This window comes from Nitrosomonas halophila (assembly GCF_900107165.1).
Taxonomy (GTDB): domain Bacteria; phylum Pseudomonadota; class Gammaproteobacteria; order Burkholderiales; family Nitrosomonadaceae; genus Nitrosomonas; species Nitrosomonas halophila.
On sequence record NZ_FNOY01000034.1, the window covers coordinates 1 to 23,452 of the forward strand.

20 protein-coding genes are annotated in these 23,452 nt (G+C 53.4%); 4 read left to right on the forward strand and 16 right to left on the reverse strand.

Features of this window, described 5'->3' with window-relative positions; translation table 11 throughout:
• Positions 1-87 precede the first annotated feature (87 nt).
• Entirely contained in the window at positions 88-243 is a 156-nt protein-coding gene (gene amrB / locus BLV85_RS08820) for an AmmeMemoRadiSam system protein B (protein WP_090414363.1), read from the reverse strand.
• Between the two features lie 262 nt (positions 244-505).
• Here amrB and BLV85_RS08825 point away from each other — a divergent pair, with 262 nt between their 5' ends.
• From BLV85_RS08825 to BLV85_RS08835, 3 genes are all read left to right on the forward strand, one after another.
• Positions 506-928 carry an archease gene (locus BLV85_RS08825; protein ID WP_090414366.1) on the forward strand — a complete coding sequence of 141 codons (423 nt, stop codon included), beginning with the start codon at positions 506-508 and terminating at the stop codon, positions 926-928.
• Between the two features lie 318 nt (positions 929-1,246).
• Positions 1,247-2,677 (forward strand): RtcB family protein, encoded by a 1,431-nt coding sequence (locus BLV85_RS08830; RefSeq protein WP_090414368.1) that lies wholly within the window; start codon positions 1,247-1,249, stop codon positions 2,675-2,677.
• Positions 2,644-3,411, forward strand: coding sequence for a DUF72 domain-containing protein (locus tag BLV85_RS08835; RefSeq protein WP_090414370.1), 768 nt, complete (start codon positions 2,644-2,646; stop codon positions 3,409-3,411). Before BLV85_RS08830 ends, BLV85_RS08835 begins: the two co-directional genes overlap by 34 nt.
• Before the next feature lie 163 nt (positions 3,412-3,574).
• Here BLV85_RS08835 and BLV85_RS08840 read toward each other — a convergent pair whose 3' ends face one another.
• The 15 genes from BLV85_RS08840 to BLV85_RS08910 all read right to left on the reverse strand — a co-directional run bounded on the left by BLV85_RS08840 (position 3,575) and on the right by BLV85_RS08910 (position 21,443).
• Positions 3,575-4,720: a PQQ-dependent sugar dehydrogenase gene (locus BLV85_RS08840; protein WP_090414371.1), complete on the reverse strand. Its 1,146-nt coding sequence runs from the start codon at positions 4,718-4,720 to the stop codon at positions 3,575-3,577.
• Between the two features lie 385 nt (positions 4,721-5,105).
• Positions 5,106-7,187: a TonB-dependent receptor family protein gene (locus BLV85_RS08845; RefSeq protein ID WP_090414373.1), complete on the reverse strand. Its 2,082-nt coding sequence runs from the start codon at positions 7,185-7,187 to the stop codon at positions 5,106-5,108.
• Positions 7,188-7,828: 641 nt separating this feature from the next.
• Positions 7,829-8,248 carry an ExbD/TolR family protein gene (locus BLV85_RS08850; RefSeq protein ID WP_090414375.1) on the reverse strand — a complete coding sequence of 140 codons (420 nt, stop codon included), beginning with the start codon at positions 8,246-8,248 and terminating at the stop codon, positions 7,829-7,831.
• Complete coding sequence (locus BLV85_RS08855) at positions 8,248-9,030, reverse strand: MotA/TolQ/ExbB proton channel family protein (RefSeq protein ID WP_090414377.1); 783 nt, start codon at positions 9,028-9,030, stop codon at positions 8,248-8,250. The genes BLV85_RS08850 and BLV85_RS08855 overlap by 1 nt, the downstream gene beginning before the upstream one ends.
• Before the next feature lie 3 nt (positions 9,031-9,033).
• Positions 9,034-9,750 carry an energy transducer TonB gene (locus tag BLV85_RS08860; protein WP_090414406.1) on the reverse strand — a complete coding sequence of 239 codons (717 nt, stop codon included), beginning with the start codon at positions 9,748-9,750 and terminating at the stop codon, positions 9,034-9,036.
• A 183-nt stretch (positions 9,751-9,933) separates the two neighbouring features.
• Positions 9,934-11,271, reverse strand: a complete 1,338-nt coding sequence (locus tag BLV85_RS08865; protein ID WP_090414379.1) for a metal-dependent hydrolase family protein — start codon at positions 11,269-11,271, stop codon at positions 9,934-9,936.
• Between the two features lie 163 nt (positions 11,272-11,434).
• Positions 11,435-12,889 (reverse strand): ribonuclease G, encoded by a 1,455-nt coding sequence (rng, locus tag BLV85_RS08870; RefSeq protein ID WP_090414381.1) that lies wholly within the window; start codon positions 12,887-12,889, stop codon positions 11,435-11,437.
• Between the two features lie 308 nt (positions 12,890-13,197).
• Positions 13,198-13,821, reverse strand: a complete 624-nt coding sequence (locus BLV85_RS08875) for a Maf family protein (RefSeq protein WP_090414383.1) — start codon at positions 13,819-13,821, stop codon at positions 13,198-13,200.
• 98 nt (positions 13,822-13,919) lie between these two features.
• Entirely contained in the window at positions 13,920-14,387 is a 468-nt protein-coding gene (gene rlmH, locus BLV85_RS08880; protein ID WP_090414408.1) for a 23S rRNA (pseudouridine(1915)-N(3))-methyltransferase RlmH, read from the reverse strand.
• A 144-nt stretch (positions 14,388-14,531) separates the two neighbouring features.
• Entirely contained in the window at positions 14,532-14,888 is a 357-nt protein-coding gene (gene rsfS / locus BLV85_RS08885) for a ribosome silencing factor (protein WP_090414385.1), read from the reverse strand.
• Positions 14,885-15,568: a nicotinate-nucleotide adenylyltransferase gene (gene nadD, locus BLV85_RS08890; RefSeq protein ID WP_090414387.1), complete on the reverse strand. Its 684-nt coding sequence runs from the start codon at positions 15,566-15,568 to the stop codon at positions 14,885-14,887. Before nadD ends, rsfS begins: the two co-directional genes overlap by 4 nt.
• Before the next feature lie 53 nt (positions 15,569-15,621).
• Positions 15,622-16,971, reverse strand: coding sequence for a dihydrolipoyllysine-residue acetyltransferase (gene aceF, locus BLV85_RS08895; RefSeq protein ID WP_090414410.1), 1,350 nt, complete (start codon positions 16,969-16,971; stop codon positions 15,622-15,624).
• Between the two features lie 75 nt (positions 16,972-17,046).
• Positions 17,047-19,704: a pyruvate dehydrogenase (acetyl-transferring), homodimeric type gene (gene aceE, locus BLV85_RS08900; RefSeq protein ID WP_090414389.1), complete on the reverse strand. Its 2,658-nt coding sequence runs from the start codon at positions 19,702-19,704 to the stop codon at positions 17,047-17,049.
• Positions 19,705-19,740: 36 nt separating this feature from the next.
• On the reverse strand, positions 19,741-20,628 hold the full coding sequence (gene folD, locus BLV85_RS08905; protein WP_090414391.1) for a bifunctional methylenetetrahydrofolate dehydrogenase/methenyltetrahydrofolate cyclohydrolase FolD: 888 nt from the start codon (positions 20,626-20,628) through the stop codon (positions 19,741-19,743).
• Between the two features lie 158 nt (positions 20,629-20,786).
• Positions 20,787-21,443 (reverse strand): hypothetical protein, encoded by a 657-nt coding sequence (locus BLV85_RS08910; RefSeq protein WP_090414393.1) that lies wholly within the window; start codon positions 21,441-21,443, stop codon positions 20,787-20,789.
• A gap of 239 nt (positions 21,444-21,682) precedes the next feature.
• Between BLV85_RS08910 and argS the strand changes: the two genes are divergently transcribed.
• Positions 21,683-23,446: an arginine--tRNA ligase gene (gene argS, locus BLV85_RS08915; RefSeq protein WP_090414394.1), complete on the forward strand. Its 1,764-nt coding sequence runs from the start codon at positions 21,683-21,685 to the stop codon at positions 23,444-23,446.
• Positions 23,447-23,452 lie beyond the last annotated feature (6 nt).

The window sequence follows — 23,452 nt, forward strand, 5'->3', positions numbered from 1 at the left end:
CCCCTACTTTTAGCATCATGGTACGTCCAAAATTTTAAAAGATAAATCTTACCGCCTTAAAGGCGGTGGTTTTAACCTTACTTCGGACTAATAAATATAGCCCGCATGCGGAACAATGAGCGCCTTTGGCGTTAATACAGGCTGCGGCGCATCCGCCAGCAGACACTGAACATCTTGCGCCAGTTCACGCGGGTCGGCAGGATAGAAGAGACCCGCACAAGCAGGTGGGCGAATAGCGTGCATATAAAATTTCCTCCTGGTCTAAGGAGTCGCTCATAAATAACTGTAACACTTATTCCTTCACGGCTCCTTAGGGCTCGTTAATGAACCCTTGGTTTGTACCCGGTGCATCCCATATGGAGGCAATTGTGACAGAGTCAAGAGAACCGGGTAAATACGTGCGAATACGTGCAAATACGATATTTTAAAAATCAGCATCAAGATAGGATTAGAATAATCCTCATCCGAGAATTCTCAGTGACTAATCACACAAAGGGTGCTGAGCATGCATCATCCGCATTGGGAACATTTTCCGCATGAAGCCGATATCGGCATCCGTGGCTTCGGTCACACACTAGGTGAAGCCTTCGAACAAGCAGCCCTGGCAATGACGGCTGCCATCACAGATCCCCAACAGGTCAAAGCGCTGGAAATGGTGAACATCATCTGCCAGGCCCCGGATGATGAATTGCTCCTGATCGATTGGCTCAACGCACTGGTTTATGAAATGGCAACGCGCAAGCTGCTTTTCAGCCACTTTGAGATCCAGATACAGGATCACTCCATCAGCGCCCGCGCATTTGGCGAAGCGATGAACAAATCCAGGCATCACATGGCAGTGGAAGTCAAGGGCGCAACCTATACAGCCTTGCATGTGGGACAAACATCCGACGGAGAGTGGGTCGCACAATGCGTCATCGATGTCTAGCCAAATATCTTCAAATCAGCGGATTAATGCGCGAGGCGAAGCAAATGCACTGCAACAAGAGGATGAATCCATCTAAGGAGCCGTGAAGGAATAAGTGTGACAATTGGGCGCGTCTGGCGGGATGCAATGCAAGGCGAGAGGAGGAGTCATAGCGAGAGCTATGGCGACGACGAGCAACGCCGCAGTGCGCCCGCCAGATGCGATCCAAGTGTTACAGTTATTTATGAGCGACTCCTAACTGCATCATTGCGAGCGCATTGACGGTGGAGTGATTCACCGCTTGCAGGCGCTTGCCTTTTCTGACGGAGGGCACCATCTATGGACGAGACATATTTTTCCCGCCACACTGAATTCGCCTGGGAGATCGCTCCCCATGGTGCAATGCGCGTGCCAGCAATCATCTATGCCGATGCTGCGCTGATTCGCGCAATGGACGACAAGGTCTACGAGCAAATCTGCAATGTCGCCACACTGCCCGGCATCGTCAAGGCTGCCTATGCCATGCCGGACGCACATTGGGGCTATGGCTTCCCGATTGGCGGGGTCGCCGCATTCGATCCGGAAGAAGGCGGAGTGGTCTCTGCTGGCGGGGTAGGCTTCGATGTTTCCTGTGGCGTGCGATGCTTGCATACCGGCCTGAAAACAGAAGATATACTGGCGGTCCAGGAAATACTGGCCGACAGCCTGTTCAATCAAATTCCAGCCGGTCTGGGCAGCACCGGTGCCATCCACCTGAATTCAGCTGAAATGGATGCAATGCTCCTGGGCGGCGCCGACTGGGCGGTCAACCAGGGCTATGGCAATGCCGCCGATCTTGAACGCATCGAAGAAGGCGGCCAAATGCGCGGCGCATGTCCCGACTGTGTCTCGGCACATGCGAAACAGCGCCAGCATGACGAAATGGGCACACTCGGCTCAGGCAATCATTACCTTGAAGTTCAGAAGGTTGCGCAGATCTTTGACACCCCAACCGCACAGGCTTTTGGGATACAGGAGCAGGATGTCGTAATCAGCATTCATTGCGGCTCACGCGGCCTCGGTCATCAGATCGGAACCGAATTTCTCAGAAAAATGGTGACTGCCGCCCCGCAGTATGGCATCACCCTGCCGGATCGGGAGCTTGCCTGTGCGCCGATCAATTCCCCATTGGGACAAGAATATCTCGGCGCCATGCGTGCGGCCATCAATTGCGCACTCGCCAATCGGCAGATTCTGACCCATCTGACACGCCAGGCATTTTCTCACTTCTTCCCAGACGCGCAGCTATCGCTGCTCTATGACGTTTCTCACAATACCTGCAAGGTAGAAACGCATCTCGTGGACGGTAACACGCGCGAGCTTTACGTACATCGCAAAGGGGCCACCCGCGCCTTCGGCCCCGGTCATCCGGACCTGACTGCCACCCTGCGCGCTGCTGGCCAGCCGGTCTTGATCGGCGGCTCGATGGGCACCTGCTCCTATATTCTGGCTGGCACAGAACAAAGGGAAGCACTGGCGTTCAGCTCAGCCTGTCATGGCGCGGGCCGTGCCATGAGCCGGCATCAGGCCAAAAAAAACTGGCGAGGCCGTAAAATCATGGATGATCTGGCGGCCAGAGGCATACTGATACGCAGTCCGTCATTACGGGGAGTGGCTGAAGAAGCTCCGGACGCATACAAAAACGTATCCAGCGTAGTGAATACGGCCGATCAGGCGGGATTGGCGCGCAAGATCACATGCCTAGAACCGCTGATTTGCATCAAAGGATAGCGCCCGCCCATGCCTATATCGGCACCAGCGGCTGGCATTATGCCGCTTGGCGGAAACGCTTCTATCATGGTCTACCCGAACAACAATGGCTAGGCTTTTATTGCCGCCATTTCAACAGCGTTGAAATCAATGCCAGCTTCTACCGCCTGCAAAGCCGGGAGACCTATCGTCGCTGGCATGATACAACCCCGCCCGATTTCCGCTTCAGCCTCAAGGGCAACCGCTACCTGACCCACTACAAAAAACTCATGAACCCACAGCCAGGCATTCGCCTTGAACGCGAACGCGCCCAGGGGTTGGGCGCCAAATTGCGGGTTGTACTCTGGCAGTTGCCATTCTCTCTGACCATAGATCTGGCTCGTTTGGGCGAATTTGCCCAGGCCCTCACCGCTTGGCCGGAAGCACGGCATGCAATCGAGTTCCGCCATCCTTCCTGGTTCAATCAACAAGTCGCAACCTGCCTGCATACCCATGGAATAGCCGTGTGCCAGTCGGATGCCGCCGATTGGCCCATGTGGCAGGCCATCACCACCGATCTGGTCTATATGCGCCTGCATGGCCATGACGCCACTTATGCCTCGTCCTACCCCGCTCAGGCGCTTCAGTGCTGGGCGCAACATATAAATGGCTGGCTGGCAGAAAACAGGGAAGTTCATGTCTATTTCGATAATGACGCCCATGGCGCGGCGCCACTGAATGCCCGCACGCTGGCCAGCCTCGTGCTTGCCAAATGATTGGCGACTGTCATTTCAATTGAAAGAAAAGGCTGATATGCGCGGTTCTAAAGCCACAGCGCAAAGCGCCCCACGCACGCTGCCGACTGCCACTGAAATACATATAGGGTCCTATGCACCATACTGAGACTGACAATAAATAGTTCAGAGGTATAACTGGCAATCAGCCGCCAGATTGCGGTGCTGCTTCAAGGACCTTTGGCACCAGTTTGATCAGCTTGCCGTTCACCTCATCCGTCAGCAGATACAGCGCACCATCCGGGCCCTGCTCGACATCGCGAATGCGTGCATAATTTTTCAGTAATTGTTCTTCTTGAACGATGCGCTCGCCATCGGTCACCAATCTGACCAATTGCTTGCCTGCCAAAGCACCGACAAACAAGTTGCCGCGCCAGGCGGGAAATAGCTCCCCTGTATAAAAGGCCATGCCGGAAGGCGCGATGGAAGGTGTCCAGTAGTAGATCGGCTCTTCAAATCCCTGTTCTGCATGTTCATCCTTGATGGGCGCCATCCAGTAGTGCGTGCCATAGCTGGCTTCCGGCCAGCCATAATTTTTGCCAGGTTTGGGTATATTGATTTCATCCCCACCGCGTGGACCATGCTCATGAATCCAGACCGCACCGGTCTTGGGATGGCGCGCGGCCCCCTGGATATTGCGGTGACCATAGGACCAGATTTCCGGTTTGGCTTGAGGGTTTTTGACAAAGGGATTGTCATCGGGAACCGTTCCATCTGGACGGATGCGGACCAATGTACCAAGATGATTTTCTATCCGCTCGGCTTCCCGCATATATTCTGCACGGTCTCCCAGTGTTATAAATAAATTACCATCCGGTGCAAACACCAGGCGGGAACCAAAATGCTGTGCGCCCCGCGTTTTTGGCTGCTGGCGGAAAATCACCTGCAAGTTCTTCAGTGCCAGTCCCACAAGCTCTGCTCGAGCAACCGCCGTACCTGCCAGCCTACCCTGTCTTTCTGCGTAAGACAGGTAGATTGTACGATTACGAGCAAAGTCGGGATCAATCGCAACATCCAGCAAGCCACCCTGCTTCTCGCTGTACACAGCAGGCACACCCAGCAACGGGTCAGAAACGCTACCGTCTGGCGAAACAATACGTAATCGGCCGACACGCTCCGTGACCAACAAACGGCCATCGGGCAGGAACGCCATCCCCCATGGAAAGTTCAGACCGGTTGCAACCGTTTTAACCTCAAATTCTGCCGAGGCCGGCTGAGCAAATACCGGGAAGTGCGCACCCAGCCAAAGGCTTAAGATGACAACCAAGATTGCTTGAAAATTACGCAGCATAAATCTATCCTCCTTGGTCTCATTTGCTGATCGACGCTAGCGTACATCACGACACCCGCCCCACCTGTTATTGCATATAGGCTTCTAAACTATTATCGGACAGGTGGATGCATAGCCACGGTCCATCGTATCACCTATCGGGTTGACACTGGAAGCAGTAATGGAACGCGCAATGAATCCTGATTCATTCTGATTTTCAAATGGTCATTCTTGCATCGCCGCGCCGTAGCACGGTACATGAAATGCGCCCTGCGCTTCAGTGGCCGAGGCTGCCCTCTGCAGCATAAGGGCTCGTTAATGAAACGCGCGATAGATTCTGGTTACATCGCCATTGGCAGCAGAGAATATGGAACAGTGCGTCCGCGTTTTCCTGCTTTGATGCCCATTAAAAAACCAGCAGCCGGACACGGATGCCTCCAAAGACATTGCGCGGCGGCCCGGGCTCGAAGTACCGGCCGGCTGCGGCATTGATACGCACATTCGCGTTATAACGCGCGTCAAATAAATTATCGATCCCGGCAAATAACGATCCCTCTATATCGTTGTGCTTGATCTCCCACCCAAAGAGCAGTTGGCCCAGGAGATAGGCAGGATTGGTCACTGTATTCGCGTTGTCCGCAAAAAAACCGCCTACTCGTTGCAAGTACAATTGTCCAAACAAACCCGATGGGTGGGTATAACGGATGTTTCCATCCCATCGATGAGCCGGTATGCCCGGTAGTGCATTGCCCTGCAAGTTATTGGCATCGCTGTCAAATCTCTGGAAAGTGAAATCGGAGTAACTATAAGCCACTTGTGCCCGCCAGCCTTTCCATACAGGAGTCGACAGACTGCCTTCAAACCCTAGCCGGCGGGACCTGCCGACATTCCGGAAAAACGCGCGTCCCGGGAATGCGGCCAGCTCGAACGGCAGAATTTCATCTCGTGAGCTGATTAAAAACCCTGTTGCTTCATAGCCCAGACCGGCCAATTCGCCGCGTACACCCAATTCCCGGCTCAAGGAAAGTTGCGCATCCAGATCGGGATTGAATCCGCCCGCACCAGCCGGATTATTGATCAACTCGGTCGTAGTCGGCGCTTCGAATACCGATGCGGCATTGGCATAAAACTGATGGCGATCGGCCAAACGATACACGAATCCAACGGTACCGCTGGCCTGAGATAATATCCGGCTACCGGATTGATCGCCATCAGCCCGGAATTTGTCCTTGACCTGGTAATGCAACCAATCCCAGCGCCCACCCAGTGTAACAGCCAGCCTGTCGCTGACTTCCCATTCATTGCGGAAGAATGGTCCAATGCTTTGCACCCGCTCGATCTGATTCAAGGCAAGCGCCCCGCGTGCACCGAAATCATTGTGGTAGCGTTGGCGGTCATCATTTTGAATGCCGTAATCGAATCCTGCCAGGAAACGGTTGGGCCGTTGCAGCAGGGTGTGATCACTGACATATTGCAGGCTCACGCCCCCCACCCAGCGCGCGAATGATACCTGCCCACCCGCGACGAACGGCAAGCGATTCCGGAAATCGCGGTGCAAGCCATGGACGGTCACAGTCAACTCACGGGCAGCGGAAATGGCCTTGCGATACCGCAGTGCGAATTGTTCCTGATCGATACGCTCACCCGCATTGAAACGCAGATTGCCCGGAGATGCCTGCCGGCGGTCCGCACGCAGCTCGGCCAGCGTCAGTCCACCGGGATCCAGGGTTTCCGGAGAATAAAACTTGCGGAACACCAGCATCCAGTCCGCATCGTCCCCGCTGAGATAATTCAGCTTGAGTTGAGAAAATAGATTTTCCGTCTCACTGTGATCGCGCCAGCCACGCTGTCGCAGATAAGAACCGAACCAGCCATAGTCGAGCAACTGGCTTCGCCCACCGGTGTAGATTTCCGATTTGAATTGACCAAACTGACCGAATACCTGGCGCGGCGCAATGACCCATCCCGCATGCGGAGGGGTCCGTGTGGTCATGCTGATCATGCCACCCGAGGCATTGCCGAACAAAGCAGCTGAAGGGCCGCGCAAAATCTCCATGCGCTCTATCAGGGAGGGGTCGATACCATCAAGCTGGGTCTGGCCATCGGGCAGGGTCAATGGAACGCCATCCACATGCATCTGGATCCCGCGCACACCAAATGCGGAGCGCGCGCCGAAACCCCGGATGGCGATACGCAAATCCTGCGCAAAGTTGAACTGATTTTGAAAAAAGACACCCGGTGTGCCACGCCCAAATTCATCCAACGTCCTGCCAGGCAGATAGTCATGCTGCTGCGCCCGCGAAATGAGTGAGATAGCGCCAGGAATTTGTGAAAGCTGCCGCGGGCTGCGTGTAGCGGTTACCTGAATGGGATCAAGCATGATCGGTGCGGTATCGGCCGGGGGCTGTGCCCAGGCAAGCGTAGCAGGCAACCAGCTCCCGATTTGCCACACACGCCTTACCTCTGATCGCTTCAGACCCCACCACATGGCGCACCCCTTGTTCCCTGTATCCACTGAACGAAATGCAAAGAGACAGCACGCTTAAACCTGGAATTCTCAGTTGATTGTGATTTTCCTATTCACCCAACCGGTGACAGCATGATCAAGTAACTTGACACATTCAGGAATAGAATCGCCATGCAGCAAGTCGTGCCCTGCGCTGTGGTTTGAGAGCCGCATGTCTCACCCTGCTCAACTGAAATTTTCAGATTAAATACTGCACACAGGGAATTATAAAATCATTGGCGGGGGATTTGCCAGCCAGATGGTCAGAATAAGATCTTGACCATCTGGCCGATTGAGGAGAAGGGACTGGTTACTCACCAGCAGAAAAAAAACAGATGACTGATACCTGCCGTTTAGGGCTCGTTAATGAATAACTTGAGCATACGCTGGGGTCGCTTTTAGCGCAGACCAAGGCGCAAGACACGCCGTTGTGTCATTCACAACAAGTGGCTTGCAACGCCGGTATGCGCAAAAAGCGACCCCAGCCCAAAGGGTTGTTGCGTATTCGGGCATCTGCTGCGTTGCGAGGCTTGCGAATGGAACAACCATTCGACTTCGCCTCGCGCCTTGCATCTTTCCCGAATACGTAACAACGTATGCCCAAGTTATTCATTAACGAGCCCTTACTCGCCGGTCGGGTCGGTCACAAACCCGATACGGGTGAGCCCTGCCTGGGCGGCAGCACTCATGATCTTGGCCACAAGCTCATAATGCGCGTCCCGGTCAGCGCGGATATGCAATTCCGTTTTGGAGGATTTCTCCGCTGCATCCGCGAAACGTGGCGGCAATTGTTCAAGCGTAACTTGTTCACCGCTCCAGAAAAAACTGCCATCTGACCGAATGGCGAACTCAATATGCTCAGGCTGCGTCACATTGGGATTACTTGAAGCCTTGGGCAAATCCACCTTGACCGAATGGGTCAGCAAAGGTGCCGTGATGATGAAAATGATCAGCAACACCAGCATCACGTCCACCAACGGCACCACGTTGATTTCCGACATCGCGGCTTTACTCTGATAGCGAGTTGAATCACCGAATGCCATTAGTGTTTTTCTCCTGCCAAGCTGGCCGCAGCCGCACCCGCCAGGCCGGTTGCGGGCATGGATGGCGCTGCCATGTGTTCCTGAGCCTTCTCATGCTTTTCGCTGACTTTGCTGCCAACCGTCAGAATCGTGTAGAGATCATGCGCGAATCCATCCAGTTGCGCCAGCCATACACGGTTGCGCCGGACAAAACCATTGTAGGCCAATACAGCTGGAATGGCGACCGCCAGTCCCAAAGCGGTCATGATCAGCGCCTCTCCCACTGGACCGGCTACTTTGTCCAGCGTACCCTGGCCGGAAAGACCAATTTGAATCAGCGCATGATAGATTCCCCATACCGTCCCGAACAAGCCAATATAGGGTGCGGCAGACCCTGCCGAAGCAATGACGGTCAGACCATTCTCGACCCGCGCCGACTCCTGATCCAGGCTGTTACGCAATGCACGGGTCAGCAATTCCCCACTCCCGCCTGCTGCGGCAAGCTTCTCCATCCCGTATTGGCGCGAATCCGTCGTCACGGCCAGCGCCGTTTTAGCCAGCTGAATAAAGGCATGATCAGCCGCTTCATTTTTGACTTCTGCTTCGAGGCGAGACAGGGAATCAATCTGCCAGAAACGCTCGAGAAAGGCATTGGCACGTTTGGAAGCGAGCAGATTGCCGATACTCTTGGTAATGATCAAGTACCAGCTAGCAACCGACAAGGTCAGCAGCAAAACCAGCACACTCATCCCAACATGGTCAATCTGAGCAAGAAAATTAGAAAAACCGAGCGTTTTTTCCATACATCAATTTCCTTCAATGACAAAATTAAACGGCTGCAGGGCAACTGATCGCACAGGCTGACCATCCTGCATTGCCGGACGGCAGCGCCAGGTTTTAACAGCCGAAAGCGCCGCGTTATCCAGTCTGGCATAACCACTGCTCTCGACGATTTGGGTTTTGCTGATACGGCCCGATTCGTCCAGTTCCACTTGCAGCATTAACTTGCCCTCTTCACCCAGCCGCCGGGACAATGCAGGATAAGCCGGCCGGGTCAACTCCGGGCAAGATACCGACAATTCGGCAGACAATGTCACCGGGCCTGTCGGCATCTGCGCAGGCTTCGACACGGCTGCCACGGGTTCGACAACCTCTTGCTCCTGTGGTTCATGCTTGGGTTCTTCCATGGGCGGAGGCGGCGCCACAAAATTTTCCTGGGTACGAGCAGGCGCATTGGCGACCAGCTGACGCTTGGGTTGCTGCTGCACGCGCTTGACAGGCGGCTTGGGTTTTTCCGGAGGCGGCATAGGCTCCGCTTTTAATTCCACTTTGGGCGCCTGGGTCGCTTCCGCTTTCTCTGAAGGTGTAATAAATTCAGCATAAAGCGTGACCGTATGCGTGGTCGATGTACTGAAACGGTGCTGCCACATGCCGTAGAGGAAAGCCGCATGCACCGCCAGTACGCCCAGCAAACTGAGGAGAGATATGCTGGTAAAAACCGGTTTACGATGTGGTTTGATCATACACGTAAAGATATTTTTTGCCTGATATGCCCAGTCTGGCACGGCAGTGCTCATGAAACCCAGATGCTGGGAATGATTTTCGGATACTATCTGCAGATATTAGCGAAAATGATAACGATTATCAATCTTTATTTCGGCCAATCTCATCACCTAGCAACCCGCTTCCAGTCAACATGCGAAAATTCAAAGGCTATTCTTATAAATTTGGCCATCTTTCATGATGACAACAAAATTCTGCTCAGGGTTCTCGATGAGCACCAGATTTTCCAGCGGACTGCCATCCACCAGCAGCAAATCGGCCAGGGCTCCTTCAACAACTATGCCGAGTTTACCTGGATAAGGGTTGCGAGCTCCCGATAGTGCAAGCAGCTCCGCATTGACACTGGTCGCCATCCTTAATACTTCGGTGGGCTCAAACCAGCGTGACATAACTGACAATTGCGCACCTTGCGCTCTTGCCTTGGCCGGATTGAACAGGATATCCGCCCCCCAGGCAATTTTCACACCATGTTTTCTGGCCAGCGCTATCGTATTATTTGTGCCAGCAGCTACCTGAAGTTGTTTGATACGATGCGGGGAACCTTCAGGAAAACGTGGATCAGGTTCACCGAGAAACGGCTGAATACTCAGCCAGACATTATTCTCGGCCATCATCTCGATTGATTCTTCATCGGCCAGTTGTCCATGCTCAATACATTTGACACCCGCACGGACAGCCGACTGTATGGCATTCGCCGTGTAAGCATGGACCATGACATAGGTTCCCCAAGCCGATGCTGCTTGAACAGCGGCATGCAGCTCAGCTTCGGTATATTGACTGACATCCAGCGGATCATATTGCGAACTCACCCCGCCACCCGCTACCAGTTTGATCTGGCTGGCACCCTGCATGAGCTGCTCGCGCACTCGCCTCAGCACAGCAGATTCACCGTCAGCGATAGCAGCATACCCCAAGCGCTCTGAAAAATGCAGCTCGCCATCCGCACGTGGCAAATCATGAATCGAACGAAAATCACCATGTCCAGAAGTCTGTGAAATCAGGGCACCCGACGGCCAAATGCGTGGCCCCGGGATATGCCCTTCATCGATTGCGCGCTTGAGTCCAAATACGGGTCCACCGGCATCGCGAACAGAAGCAAAGCCACGCATCAACATCTCACCAGCAGCCTTACCGGAGAGTAACGTGGTATAGTTAGCGCCCCGGGTCACCAGCACCAACTCTGTAATCGTACCCATAGCCAAGTGAGTATGGACATCAATCAGCCCTGGCATGAGTGTGCGGCCAGCACCGTCGATGATTTCCGCAGATGCATCTCCCTCAACTGAAATCGGATCGGCTGAAATCCGTTCAATCATACTTCCTCTTACCAGCACATGGCGTGGCGGTGTCAGCGCCGCACCCGTGCCATCAAAGATGCGCACATTCTGAAATATGGTAATGGATTCAGATGAGCTGGCAACCTGTGGAACTGCCAGACAAGCTGTCAGGCACAAGTAAAACATTGCAGTAATCCGGTTCATGATTGCGGCTCCTTCTGAGATGTTGCCCGGAAATTCAAACGGTCAGTAATGATACTGGAACATGGATCAAACCTATCTCCAACCGGATATCAATCTATATGCCATGGCAAGCAGTTAGGTCATCCCGGCCGCCGCCACGAATCAAGTCTCTCATCCAGAATGTTTAAATCAGCACCACATCGTACTGCTCTTGAGTATAGGAAGCGCCGACCTGCAGGCTGATCGGTTTTGCGATGAAATCGCCCAATTGCGCCAAACTCTGGGACTCTTCGTCCAGGAACAGGTCGATCACTTGCTGGGAAGCGAGAATCCGAAACTCCTTGGCGTCGAACTGCCTGGATTCACGCAACAGCTCGCGCAATATTTCATAGCAGATTGTTTTGGCAGTTCTGATTTCTCCGCGACCCTCACAAGTAGGGCAGGTTTCACACAGTATCTGAGCGAGGCTCTCACGCGTACGCTTGCGCGTCATTTCGACCAATCCCAGAGCGGTAAAGCCATTGACTGTCATCTTAGTCCGATCTTTCGACAATGCCTTGTTGAATTCAGCCAGGACCGCAGCGCGGTGCTCTTCCCTGTCCATATCGATGAAATCGATAATGATGATGCCCCCCAGGTTGCGTAGTCGAAGTTGGCGTGCAATGACTTGAGCCGCTTCGAGATTGGTTTTGAAAATAGTGTCATCAAAATTGCGCACACCGACAAAACCACCTGTATTGACATCCATGGTCGTTAACGCCTCGGTCTGATCTATGATGACATACCCGCCCGACTTCAGATCCACTCTTCTCGCCAAAGATTTCTCAATCTCCTGCTCAACACCGTACAAATCGAACAGTGGCCGCTCACCCGTGTAGTGACTGATCTTCTCCGCATCATTCACCATGTATTCCTGTGCAAACCCGACCATTTTCAGGAATGTCTCGCGCGAATCGACCAGGATACGATAAGTGACATCATCAACGAAATCACGCAAGACCCGCAGGCTGAGGTCGAGATCCTGGTACAGCAGTGTAGGGGGACGCATGGTTGTGGATTTTTTTTGAATATCGAACCAGAGCTTGTGCAGGTAGTCGATATCCGCCCGCAATTCCGACTCTTCAGCTGTCTCGGCCATGGTGCGGATGATGTATCCGCCTGGCACATCGGATGGCAGGAGGCGCTGCAATTTCTGACGCAGCGAATCACGTTCGGCGTTGTCTTCGATACGCTGCGATACGCCGATGTGGGATTCCTGCGGCAAATAGACCAGCAGTCGCCCGGCAAGGCTGATTTGTGTGGAGAGCCTTGCACCCTTGACGCCTATGGCGTCCTTGGCAACCTGCACCAGCACATTGCTGCCCTCTGCCAGGAGTTGTTCGATGGGCTTGTTCTGGCTGCTGCTGTGACCGAACTCATGGATATCCGCCACATGCAAAAAGGCAGCACGTTCGAGGCCGATATCGATAAATGCCGATTGCATGCCAGGCAATACACGGCTGACACGTCCGTTATAAATATTGCCTACGATCCCCCGGCTGCTGGTACGTTCGATGTGCAATTCCTGCGCGATCCCCTGCTCGATGATCGCAACCCGTATTTCCTGCGGCGTGACATTGACAAGGATTTCGTTACTCATGGAGAAAACCGCTCGGGGCCGGGGTTAAATGCACTGAGGGCTCGTTAATGAATAACTTGAGCATACACTGGGGTCGCTTTTGGCGCAGACCAAGGCGCAAGGCACGCCGTTGTGTCATTCACAACAAGTGACTTGCAACGCCGGTATGCGCCAAAAGCAACCCCAGCCCGGAGGGTTGTTGCGTATTCGGGCATCTGCTGCGTTGCGAGGCTTGCGAATGGAACAACCATTCGGCTTCGCCTCGCGCCTTGCATCTTTCCCGAATACGTAACAACGTATGCCCAAGTTATTCATTAACAAGCCCTGACTCAAAAAAATATGGATATCCCGGCCTCTTCCAGCAATTGCGCTGTCTCGAATAATGGCAAACCCATGACGCCGCTATAACTGCCACAAATCTCAATGATGAATGCAGCCGCCAACCCCTGGATGGCATAGGCGCCGGCTTTGTCATGCGATTCTCCGCTGGCAATGCAGGCCTTGATTTCTCTCTGGCTGATATCCCGGAATCGAACTATGGTGGTTGACAGCCGCAGCTTGATTTCTCCTTGGACTGCCAGCCCAATTGCGGTCAGCACCTGATGTTTCCGGCCGGACAGCGCGCGCAACATTTCCTCGGCATGCTCGGTATCCCTGGGTTTCCCAAGAATGCATCCATCCAGCACAACGACGGTGTCCGCAGCCAGCACCGGTGAAAGCGGTAGCTTACGCTGTCTCAGGCGCAACCAGCCTGCTTCTGCCTTGGCATGGGTGATCCGGTAAACATAATCAGTCGGGGATTCCTCGGCCAACGGCGTTTCATCCACATCCACCGGCCGCGTCAAGGTTTCGCGCATAAGCAACACGTTATGCCTGATTCCGATTTGCTTGAGCAATTCGCGTCTGCGCGCGCTACGCGATGCGAGATAAATATAGTCCTTGGCTGAAACCATTGTCCAAAATTTGAGAGTTAACAAACCTTATCGAGGCGCCTAGTGACGGCCCTGCCATCCAAACCATTAAGAACGGCACTTGTGGCGGAAGTTTAGAATCAGGCACGATGATAAGGGTGCTGCCGCATGATCGCAACAGCACGGTAAAGCTGTTCTGCCAGTAGAACCCGGACCAGCCCATGCGGAAGAGTCAGCGCGGACAGCGCCAGTTTCTCGTGCGCCATCGACTTGATGGCTGGATGCAGCCCATCAGCCCCGCCGATAACAAATGCAATATCCCGTCCGCAAGCCATCCACTCCGTCAGTCTGTCTGCCAACCTCATGGTGGTGATCTGCTGGCCGCGCTCATCCATCGCAATCACATGACAGCCGGAAGGCAGTGCTGCATGTATCCGTTCACTTTCGGTGCGGAGCAATTGTTCGATTTTTTTTCCGCTCCGCTTCTCTGGTTTGATTTCAACCAAATGAATAGCGGTTTCTCGCGGCATACGCTGGCTATATTCCTTGAAACCCGCCTCGATCCACGCCGGCATCTTGCTTCCGACCGCCAACACAAAAAGCTTCACGATGCTTTCCGGCCAGCAATAGACAGGTAGCCAGCACCGTAATTGCACCAAGAGAATAATGCCAGAAATTTCAACAACTGACCGATTTTCCTGCAATATGTCTAGCGAACATCCGCAAAACTGGCTTGGAAGAATACCAGACCGTTATGCAGCAGAACCTGCTTTGGACGGTCTCCAGACCGATTCTGCCCACAGCCCCTCAAGGTCGTAGTACTCGCGGATGGCGGGCTGCATGATATGCACCACCACATCGCCCAGATCGACCAGCAGCCATTCCCCGGTCTGCTCACCTTCGACCCCATAAACTGTCCCGCCAGCCGCCTTCACTTCCTCTCGCACGTGATTCGCCAGTGCCTTTGTTTGGCGCGTGGATTCAGCACTGGCAATTATCATAGTGTTGAATAGCGAAGTAAAATGCCCGACCTCAATCACCTCGATATCCTTGGCCTTGAGATCTTCCAGTGCGGCAATGGCTATCTTTTGCAGTTCTTCAGACTTCATTTTCCTCCAGCATAGAAATTATGCATGTTGATATAATCGAGCACCCTCTCGGGCAATAGATAACGGGCGCTTTTTCCTGATGCCATCAATGTCCTGATTCTAGTCGAAGAAATATTAAGCAGCGTCGTTGGTGCAACATAGACAAGCCCGGAAGATATTTTCTTGAGCGCATCTGCATGAGCTGCCCAACGCTCCTGGCAGATATTTCTCAGCGCCAGAGGCAAGCAGGACGGGTCAGAGAGTAAAGCATGCCCTGGTCTATTGACCACAACAAGATGGCATAATTCAAACAGCTCGCGCCAGCAATACCAGTCCGGCAGCTTCACAAAAGCATCAGCGCCCAGGATGAAACACAGCGCAAGCGTTTCATGCTCGCCATACGCCTGCCTCAATTCACGCAGCGATTCGACGCTATAGGTTTCTCCCGGCCGCTTGAGCTCCCGCTCATCCATTGAAAACCTGACATTGCCATGGATGGCCTGGCGCAGCATGGCAACACGATGGTGGCTGGCCACAACCGGCGCATTGCGCAGACGTGGATGATGCGCGGGCAGAAAACGCAAGTGGTCCAGCTGCAAAACTTCCACGAGCTCTTCGGCCACCCTCAGATGGCCGTAATGCACGGGGTCAAATGTGCCGCCGTAGATTCCTATCAGCGAGAAGCCGTTAGCTTCGATCATTTACCATTTACTGAAATACGCATATATCAAGGAACCGGCACAATTTGGCATCCTCAGAACAACGCCAGCCGCATATCCGCCAGGATATTGGCGAGATGTGTGGTAAACCGGGCAGCTGAAGCGCCATCGATCACGCGATGGTCGTACGACAGCGACAAAGGCAGCATCAGGCGCGGGACGAATTCATCGTCGCGATATACTGGTTTCAGACTTGCCCGCGAAACACCCAATATGGCCACCTCCGGTGCATTGATGATAGGTGTAAAGCCCGTCCCGCCAATACCCCCCAGGCTGGATATGGTGAAACTCGCGCCCTGCATGTCGGCGGGCTTCAATTTACCATCGCGAGCCAGCGACGACTTTACGCCGAGTTCCTCGGCGATCCCCATCACACCCTTCTGATCAGCGTCACGAATCACCGGCACGACCAGCCCATTGGGTGTATCCACCGCAAAACCGATATGATAGTAGCGCTTGATGATTAGCTGGCTTTCTTCCGCGCCATTATCGAGTGAAGCGTTGAATTCTGGAAATTTCTTGAGAGCGGCTGTCACAGCCTTTATCAGAAAGGCAAGTATGGTCAATTTGATACCACCTTCCTGATTCGTATCATTATGCGACTTTCTAAGTGATTCCAGATCCGTCACATCTGCTTCGTCAAATTGTGTGACATGCGGGATCATGACCCAGTTGCGATGAAGATTCGCGCCAGAAAGCCGCTGAATGCGCGCCAACGGCTTCAATTCAATGGGCCCAAACTTGGCAAAATCCACTTGTGGCCAGGGCAATAGATTCAGTCCTCCACCGGCTGTCCCGCCCTGCTCTCCAGCCATTACCTGCTTGACATAGGCTTGGACATCTTCTTTCAGAATACGCAGCTTGGGGCCCGTTCCGGTTACCCGGCTCAGATCCACCCCGAGTTCCCGGGCGAATCGCCGCACAGCAGGGCCCGCGTGAGGCTTCGCATCCGCATCGTGTCCGGCCATCTCTTCCATCTGCACAGGGGGACGAGAGGGCTCAGCCGGTTTCCTTTCGGCAACGGCCTGTGACTGTACCGCCTTGGTTGCCTCGGCGCTCTCTTCGACTGACTGGCTGGCTGGTGCTTCAGGCGCCCTGGTTTCGGATTGCGCCGGACTGGAAGCTTCAGCTTCACTGTCTTCGGCAGTCACCTCCATGGTCAGAATCTCAGCGCCTTCCGACACCTTGGCACCGGTTTTGACCTTGATCTGTTTGATAATCCCAGCATACGGCGAAGGCACTTCGACCGTAGCCTTGTCCGACTCCAGAACGATCAAAGGATCTTCCACCTGGACGACATCCCCCGTTTTGACCATGATTTCGATCACTGGGATATTATCGAAATCCCCAATATCTGGAACCAATACTTTTTTGATTTCAGCCACGCGCACTCCCCGATTTGCTGCCATAACGATCAGCAAGACGAACTGACATGATAACTCGACTCATTGGCATCCCACTCATACGTTAACCGGCTCCGGTTTATCCGGGTCAATCGCATAAGCCTGGATTGCCTCAGCGACCTGCGCCGCCGGAATTTTACCTTCCTCTGCCAGCGTATTGAGCGCTGCCACGGTAATGTAATGCCGGTCAACCTCAAAGAATCGCCGCAACCGTTCTCGGGTATCGGAACGACCGAACCCATCCGTTCCCAGCACACAGTAGCGTCCTGGCACAAATTCCCGGATCTGGTCCGCGACGATCTTCATATAATCGGTGGCAGCAACCACCGGACCATCACGATCCTTGAGACAGGTTTGCACATACGAAAGTCTGTTTGACTCCGTCGGATGAAGCAGATTCCAGCGAGCGGCAGTGAGCGCTTCTCGCCGCAGCTGGTTGAAACTAGTCACACTCCAGATATCGGCCACGACGTTATGGTTCTTCTCCAGCAACTCCGCCGCCGCGATTACTTCCCGCAAGATGGTTCCCGAGCCCAATAACTGCACGCGCGGCTTTCTGGAACGCTTGCTCCCTTCACGCAGCAGATACATACCTTTCAAAATGCCCTGCTCCGCACCTTTCGGCATATCCGGATGAGAATAATTTTCATTCATCACGGTGATGTAATAAAACACATCCTCTTGTTCCTGATACATGCGACGCAGGCCATCCTGAATGATGACCGCCAACTCATAAGCATAGGCGGGATCATAAGCGACACAATTGGGAATCGTGGAAGCCAGAATATGGCTATGCCCATCCTCATGCTGCAGCCCCTCGCCATTGAGTGTCGTGCGCCCGGCCGTCCCACCTATCAGGAATCCCCGGCAACGCATATCGCCAGCCGCCCAGACAAGATCCCCGACACGCTGAAAACCGAACATTGAATAATAGATGAAGAAAGGGATCATCTGCACATTGTGTGTGCTGTAGGCAGTGGCGGCTGCGATCCAGGAGGACATGGCGCCCGCCTCATTGATGCCTTCCTGCAGAATCTGGCCATGCTTGTCCTCCTTGTAATACATCAACTGATCGGCATCCTGCGGGGTATAGAGCTGACCGACCGAGGACCAGATACCGAGCTGGCGAAACATACCCTCCATGCCGAAGGTGCGCGATTCATCCGCTACAATCGGCACAATATGCTTGCCGATATTTTTATCCTTGACCAACACATTGAGCGCGCGCACATATGCCATGGTGGTGGACGACTCCCGACCCTCGCCACTGCCTTTCAGCAAAGACTCGAATGCTTCCAATGGCGGCACCTGCAGGCTCTCCGCTTGTCGCCGGCGACGGTGCAGAAAGCCTCCCAGAACTTCGCGACGCCCATGCATATAAGCATATTCAGGGGAATCTTCATCAAGCTTGAGATAGGGCACGTCATCAATCTGGTCATCCGGCACAGGCACCCCGAAACGATCACGGAACGCTTGCAATGAGGTCGTTCCCATTTTCTTCTGCTGGTGCGTGATGTTTTGTGCTTCACCCGATTCTCCCATCCCATAACCCTTGATGGTTTTGGCCAGAATCACAGTGGGCTGCCCGCGGTGACGCAAAGCAGCTGTATAGGCCGCATAAACCTTATGCGGATCATGTCCGCCACGGTTCAGGCGCCAGATATCATCATCAGACATATTGGCCACCATTTCGCGCAGCTCAGGATATTTGCCGAAGAAATGCTCCCTGACGTAAGCGCCATCCCTGGACTTGAAGGTCTGATACTCACCGTCCACGCATTCCATCATGCGCTGCTGCAACAATCCTCTGGTATCTTTGGCCAGCAGCGGATCCCAATAAGAGCCCCAAATCACCTTGATCACATTCCAGCCAGCGCCACGGAAAGCCGCTTCCAGCTCCTGTATGATCTTGCCATTCCCTCTGACAGGCCCATCCAGACGCTGCAAGTTGCAGTTGACAACAAAAATCAGGTTATCCAGATTCTCGCGCGAAGCCAATGTAATGGCGCCCAGCGACTCCGGTTCGTCCATTTCACCATCGCCCATGAATGCCCACACTTTACGATCCTCGGTGTCGACCAGCCCCCGACTTCCCAAGTATTTCATGAAACGGGCCTGGTAAATGGCCATCAACGGCCCCAAACCCATCGAAACGGTGGGAAATTGCCAGAAATCCGGCATCAACCATGGATGTGGGTAGGAGGACAATCCATTCCCTCCGGTTTCCTGACGAAAATTATCGAGCTGCTCTTCCGTCAAGGCACCCAACAGATAGGCATAAGCATAGATACCGGGCGAGGAATGGCCCTGTACATAAACCAGATCGCCCCCATGCTTTTCGGTAGGCGCTCGCCAGAAATGGTTATAGCCCACATCATAAAGCGTTGCGGCCGAAGCGAAGCTGGAGATATGCCCACCCACATTGGTTTTACGGTTGGCGCGCAACACCATGGCCATTGCGTTCCACCTCACATAGGAGCGGATACGATGCTCAAGCGCATGATCACCCGGTGAGCGCTCTTCCTTGCCGGATGGAATCGTATTGATATAGGCCGTATTGGCGCTGTATGGCAGGTATGCACCGGAACGGCGTGCCTTCTCTACCAGCCGCTCCAGCAGATAGTGCGCGCGTTCGGCGCCTTCGTTTGCTAGCACCGTTTCCAGAGCGTCCAGCCACTCCTGTGTTTCCTGAGGATCAATATCCTGTGAATCCATATCGAATCGTTGCTCCCTTATTAAGCAATTCCAAGACTATTGCACCGGCCCACGCCGGGCAATAGATTGCATACCTGTTTTAGCACGTTCGGCTGCTTCAATGGTATTGTTCATCAGCATCATTATGGTCATGGGACCGACACCGCCGGGCACTGGCGTAATATGGCCGGCTTTTTCCTTGACTGCCGCGAACGCCACATCCCCGCACAACTTACCATCAGCCATACGATTGATGCCGACATCGATGACTGTCGCACCTTCCATGACCATTTCTGCTGTCAGCAAATTGGCCTTACCCGTCGCCATCACGACAATATCCGCATGGCGGGTGTGATGCACTAAGTCGCGGGTTTTGGAGGTGCAGATCGTAACGGTAGCACCTTTCTCTAGCAGCATCAGTGCCATGGGCTTGCCGACAATATTGCTGCGCCCGACAACGACAGCATGTTGCCCCTGAATGGGAATAGCGTATTCGGCCATCATTTTCATCACCCCAAACGGCGTGCAGGGCCGAAACAAGGCATGGCCGGTTACCAGCGCTCCCACATTGCAAGGATGAAATCCATCCACATCCTTCTCGATGGCGATCGCAGCGATCACCTCCTCAAGTTGAATGTGCCCAGGCAACGGCAACTGGACCAGGATGCCATGAATTTCAGGGTTTGCGTTCAGGTCCTGTATTTGCCGCAACAACATATCCTGAGAAATGTCGGAAGGAAAATTGAAGACCTCGGATCGAATGCCCAGCTCTCCGCATGTCTTGGCTTTGTTACGGACATACACGGAAGAAGCCGGGTCATTGCCAACCAGAATAACCGCCAGTCCTGGCTGTATCCAGGTTTCCGCCAGCAAGTCGGCGCGTAATTTCAATTCGGTACGAAGCTTGCGCGCGACAAGATTACCGTCGATGATATTTGCGCTCATAAACTCCAAGGTAATATCAAGTATGATGGGCAGTTACCCCACCAGCAGATTATTGAATGGGCAAAATTAATTACAAAAAACCTATTTTTTGCAAATACTCTGCTTCAGAAAGCATGGTTTGGTCGTGTTTGAACTTGCCTGATTCACCAACTCAAATGCTAGGAAGATGGCATATCAGAACGTTCGCCTTTCTTGATTTTGTAACGGTAAATCAACAGGCCGATCAGAGAAACCGGAATCATAAACAAGAACGCCATCAAAAGACCTACTGCGAGAATGACCATGTCGTCGCTTTCCGGCAAGAAAATCGTTACGAACCAGACCCCGATCATCGCGAAAAGCAGCCCACCCAGCAGCAGAATTTTCTTACCGTTATCATAATAGCGCCATAAACTGCCCGACACCCTGACATCGTCGAGGTATTGATCAAAAACTGCCGCAAGGCTGCGGTCGCCAGGCTTGGATTCATACCCTAACGCCGTCGCCAATGCCTCATCATCCTCGAGTTTGGAAACCTTCCTGATAAAGGCGACCTGTTTTTCCACGCGTTTGGGCTTAATCCCGTCTTTGGCCATTATGGCAGCCAGCGCACCATAGGCTTTTTCCAGCGCATTCTCGGCTGTCTCATAGCGCGTGTAAAACTTCCACATCACCCCAACCAGGTAAAGCTGGATGGTCATCTCCTTGAATTGCGGCGCGAAATCATACTTCTTTTTGTCCTTGATGTGCGGAAGCTGTTCTGCCAGGACCTCTGTCGCGTGTTGAATGCATTCATCGAGTATCGCTTCCTCAGATTTTTCCACTACTTCTTCCATTACCAGGACCCCTCGTCATTTTTAGAATCGGATTCAATAGAATATTGACACATTATATACTGGCTGATGCACACATGAAATCGGCAGGCTTCGAAATACACGAACACCCGGCCGGCATCAATCCCGCTACACCGTTGACAACAAACCAGATGCGCGCAGCAGGATCTGGGTGACAAAACCGCATACAGGTTTGCGTGCAAGCCGGTATAATGCGAGCTTGCTGAAACACAATTCCCAACATGGCCACAAGAATTATTCCCCCTAATTTCAAAGCGCATTGCATCCAGTTACTCGACCAGGCTGCAAGCAACTTGCTACCGCCCGAAACCAATATCCACGTTGAGCTGTCCCGGCCCAAGCAAGCCGGCCATGGCGATTACGCGAGCAATCTCGCCATGAAACTGGCCAAGCATTTGCGCCAAAATCCACGTGAATTAGCGCAGGCACTGATCAAAGCGTTACCCGAATCGCCCTGGCTAGAGAAGACCGAAGTTGCTGGCGGCGGCTTTATCAACCTGTTTCTAAAAAATACTGCTAAGCAACAGTTTCTGCATACTGTATTACAAACAGGCGAACTGTTTGGTCAAAGCTCGCTCGGCGCGGGAAAAACCGTTCAGGTTGAGTTTGTCTCTGCCAATCCGACCGGTCCCCTGCATGTTGGGCATGGGCGCGGCGCGGCATTTGGCGCTAGCTTGGCGAACATCCTCGCTGCTGCCGGCTATACGGTTGCACGCGAATTCTATGTCAATGACGCCGGCCGGCAAATGGATATTTTGACCTTATCCACCTGGCTGCGTTACCTGGAACTGAATAGCCTCTTTTTCCCATTCCCGGGCAGCGCTTATCAGGGCCAGTATGTCATCGACATGGCAACGGAAATATACCGCGCCCATGGGGATCGTTACGTGCATCGCTCCGACGCCATGATACAGAAACTGACTGAAGCCAGCTCGCTGGAAACAGGCGGCAGCGATGATGGATTACTGGACAGCCTCATCGCTACCGCAAAATCCATACTCGGGCAGGATTACGCCTATTTGCACAATTTAGTTCTGACAGAACAATTGGGCGACTGCCGGAATGACTTGATGGAATTCGGTGTGGAATTCGAGACCTGGTTCTCGGAACAATCCTTGTTTGACAGTGGCATGGTCGCCCATGCCGTGCACTTGCTGGAGGAAAAAAAGCTGCTGTACCGGCAAGATGGTGCCGTCTGGTTCCGTTCGACCGAGTTCGGTGACGAAAAGGATCGCGTGGTACAGCGGGAAAACGGCCAGTACACCTATTTTGCATCCGACATCGCCTATCATCTCAACAAATATGAGCGCGGCTTTGATCACATGATCAATATCTGGGGTGCGGATCATCATGGTTACATCCCGCGGGTAAAGGGCGCTATCGAAGCGCTCTCGCTGAACCCTGAAAAACTGGAAATCGCCCTGGTTCAATTTGCCGTTCTGTACCGGAATGGTCAGAAAGTTTCCATGTCGACCCGCTCCGGGGATTTTGTCACACTGCGGCAGTTACGCGAAGAAGTGGGCAACGATGCAGCGCGTTTTTTCTATGTCTTGCGCAAAAGCGACCAGCATCTGGATTTCGATCTGGATCTTGCCAAATCGCAAAGCAATGACAATCCTGTCTATTATGTGCAGTATGCACATGCCCGCATTTGCAGTGTACTCGCCCAATGGGATGGCACCCCGGCCATGTTTGCCACTGCCGATACCGCCTTGCTGAACGATCCGGCCGAATTGGCGTTGCTACAGAAAATGATCGATTTCCCGGATACTGTGGAAGCGGCAGCAAGGGAGCGCGCCCCGCATCTGATTGCGTTTTACCTGCGCGAGCTGGCCAGCGAGTTTCACAGCTATTACAATTCAACGCGCTTTCTCGTTTCCGAAGAAGCGCTCAAGATTGTCAGGCTGGCATTGATTTCAGCGATTCAACAAATCCTATCCAAGGGGCTGACGTTGCTCGGCGTAACGTCGCCCCGTGAAATGTAATTAAAC

Bases quoted from the DNA above. Each gene is read 5' to 3' on its own strand.
- amrB (WP_090414363.1), bottom strand. From the start codon at position 243: ATGCACGCTATTCGCCCACCTGCTTGTGCGGGTCTCTTCTATCCTGCC.
- BLV85_RS08825 (WP_090414366.1), top strand. From the start codon at position 506: ATGCATCATCCGCATTGGGAACATTTTCCGCATGAAGCCGATATCGGC.
- BLV85_RS08830 (WP_090414368.1), top strand. From the start codon at position 1,247: ATGGACGAGACATATTTTTCCCGCCACACTGAATTCGCCTGGGAGATC.
- BLV85_RS08835 (WP_090414370.1), top strand. From the start codon at position 2,644: ATGCCTAGAACCGCTGATTTGCATCAAAGGATAGCGCCCGCCCATGCC.
- BLV85_RS08840 (WP_090414371.1), bottom strand. From the start codon at position 4,720: ATGCTGCGTAATTTTCAAGCAATCTTGGTTGTCATCTTAAGCCTTTGG.
- BLV85_RS08845 (WP_090414373.1), bottom strand. From the start codon at position 7,187: ATGTGGTGGGGTCTGAAGCGATCAGAGGTAAGGCGTGTGTGGCAAATC.
- BLV85_RS08850 (WP_090414375.1), bottom strand. From the start codon at position 8,248: ATGGCATTCGGTGATTCAACTCGCTATCAGAGTAAAGCCGCGATGTCG.
- BLV85_RS08855 (WP_090414377.1), bottom strand. From the start codon at position 9,030: ATGGAAAAAACGCTCGGTTTTTCTAATTTTCTTGCTCAGATTGACCAT.
- BLV85_RS08860 (WP_090414406.1), bottom strand. From the start codon at position 9,750: ATGATCAAACCACATCGTAAACCGGTTTTTACCAGCATATCTCTCCTC.
- BLV85_RS08865 (WP_090414379.1), bottom strand. From the start codon at position 11,271: ATGAACCGGATTACTGCAATGTTTTACTTGTGCCTGACAGCTTGTCTG.
- rng (WP_090414381.1), bottom strand. From the start codon at position 12,889: ATGAGTAACGAAATCCTTGTCAATGTCACGCCGCAGGAAATACGGGTT.
- BLV85_RS08875 (WP_090414383.1), bottom strand. From the start codon at position 13,821: ATGGTTTCAGCCAAGGACTATATTTATCTCGCATCGCGTAGCGCGCGC.
- rsfS (WP_090414385.1), bottom strand. From the start codon at position 14,888: ATGAAGTCTGAAGAACTGCAAAAGATAGCCATTGCCGCACTGGAAGAT.
- nadD (WP_090414387.1), bottom strand. From the start codon at position 15,568: ATGATCGAAGCTAACGGCTTCTCGCTGATAGGAATCTACGGCGGCACA.
- aceE (WP_090414389.1), bottom strand. From the start codon at position 19,704: ATGGATTCACAGGATATTGATCCTCAGGAAACACAGGAGTGGCTGGAC.
- folD (WP_090414391.1), bottom strand. From the start codon at position 20,628: ATGAGCGCAAATATCATCGACGGTAATCTTGTCGCGCGCAAGCTTCGT.
- BLV85_RS08910 (WP_090414393.1), bottom strand. From the start codon at position 21,443: ATGGAAGAAGTAGTGGAAAAATCTGAGGAAGCGATACTCGATGAATGC.
- argS (WP_090414394.1), top strand. From the start codon at position 21,683: ATGGCCACAAGAATTATTCCCCCTAATTTCAAAGCGCATTGCATCCAG.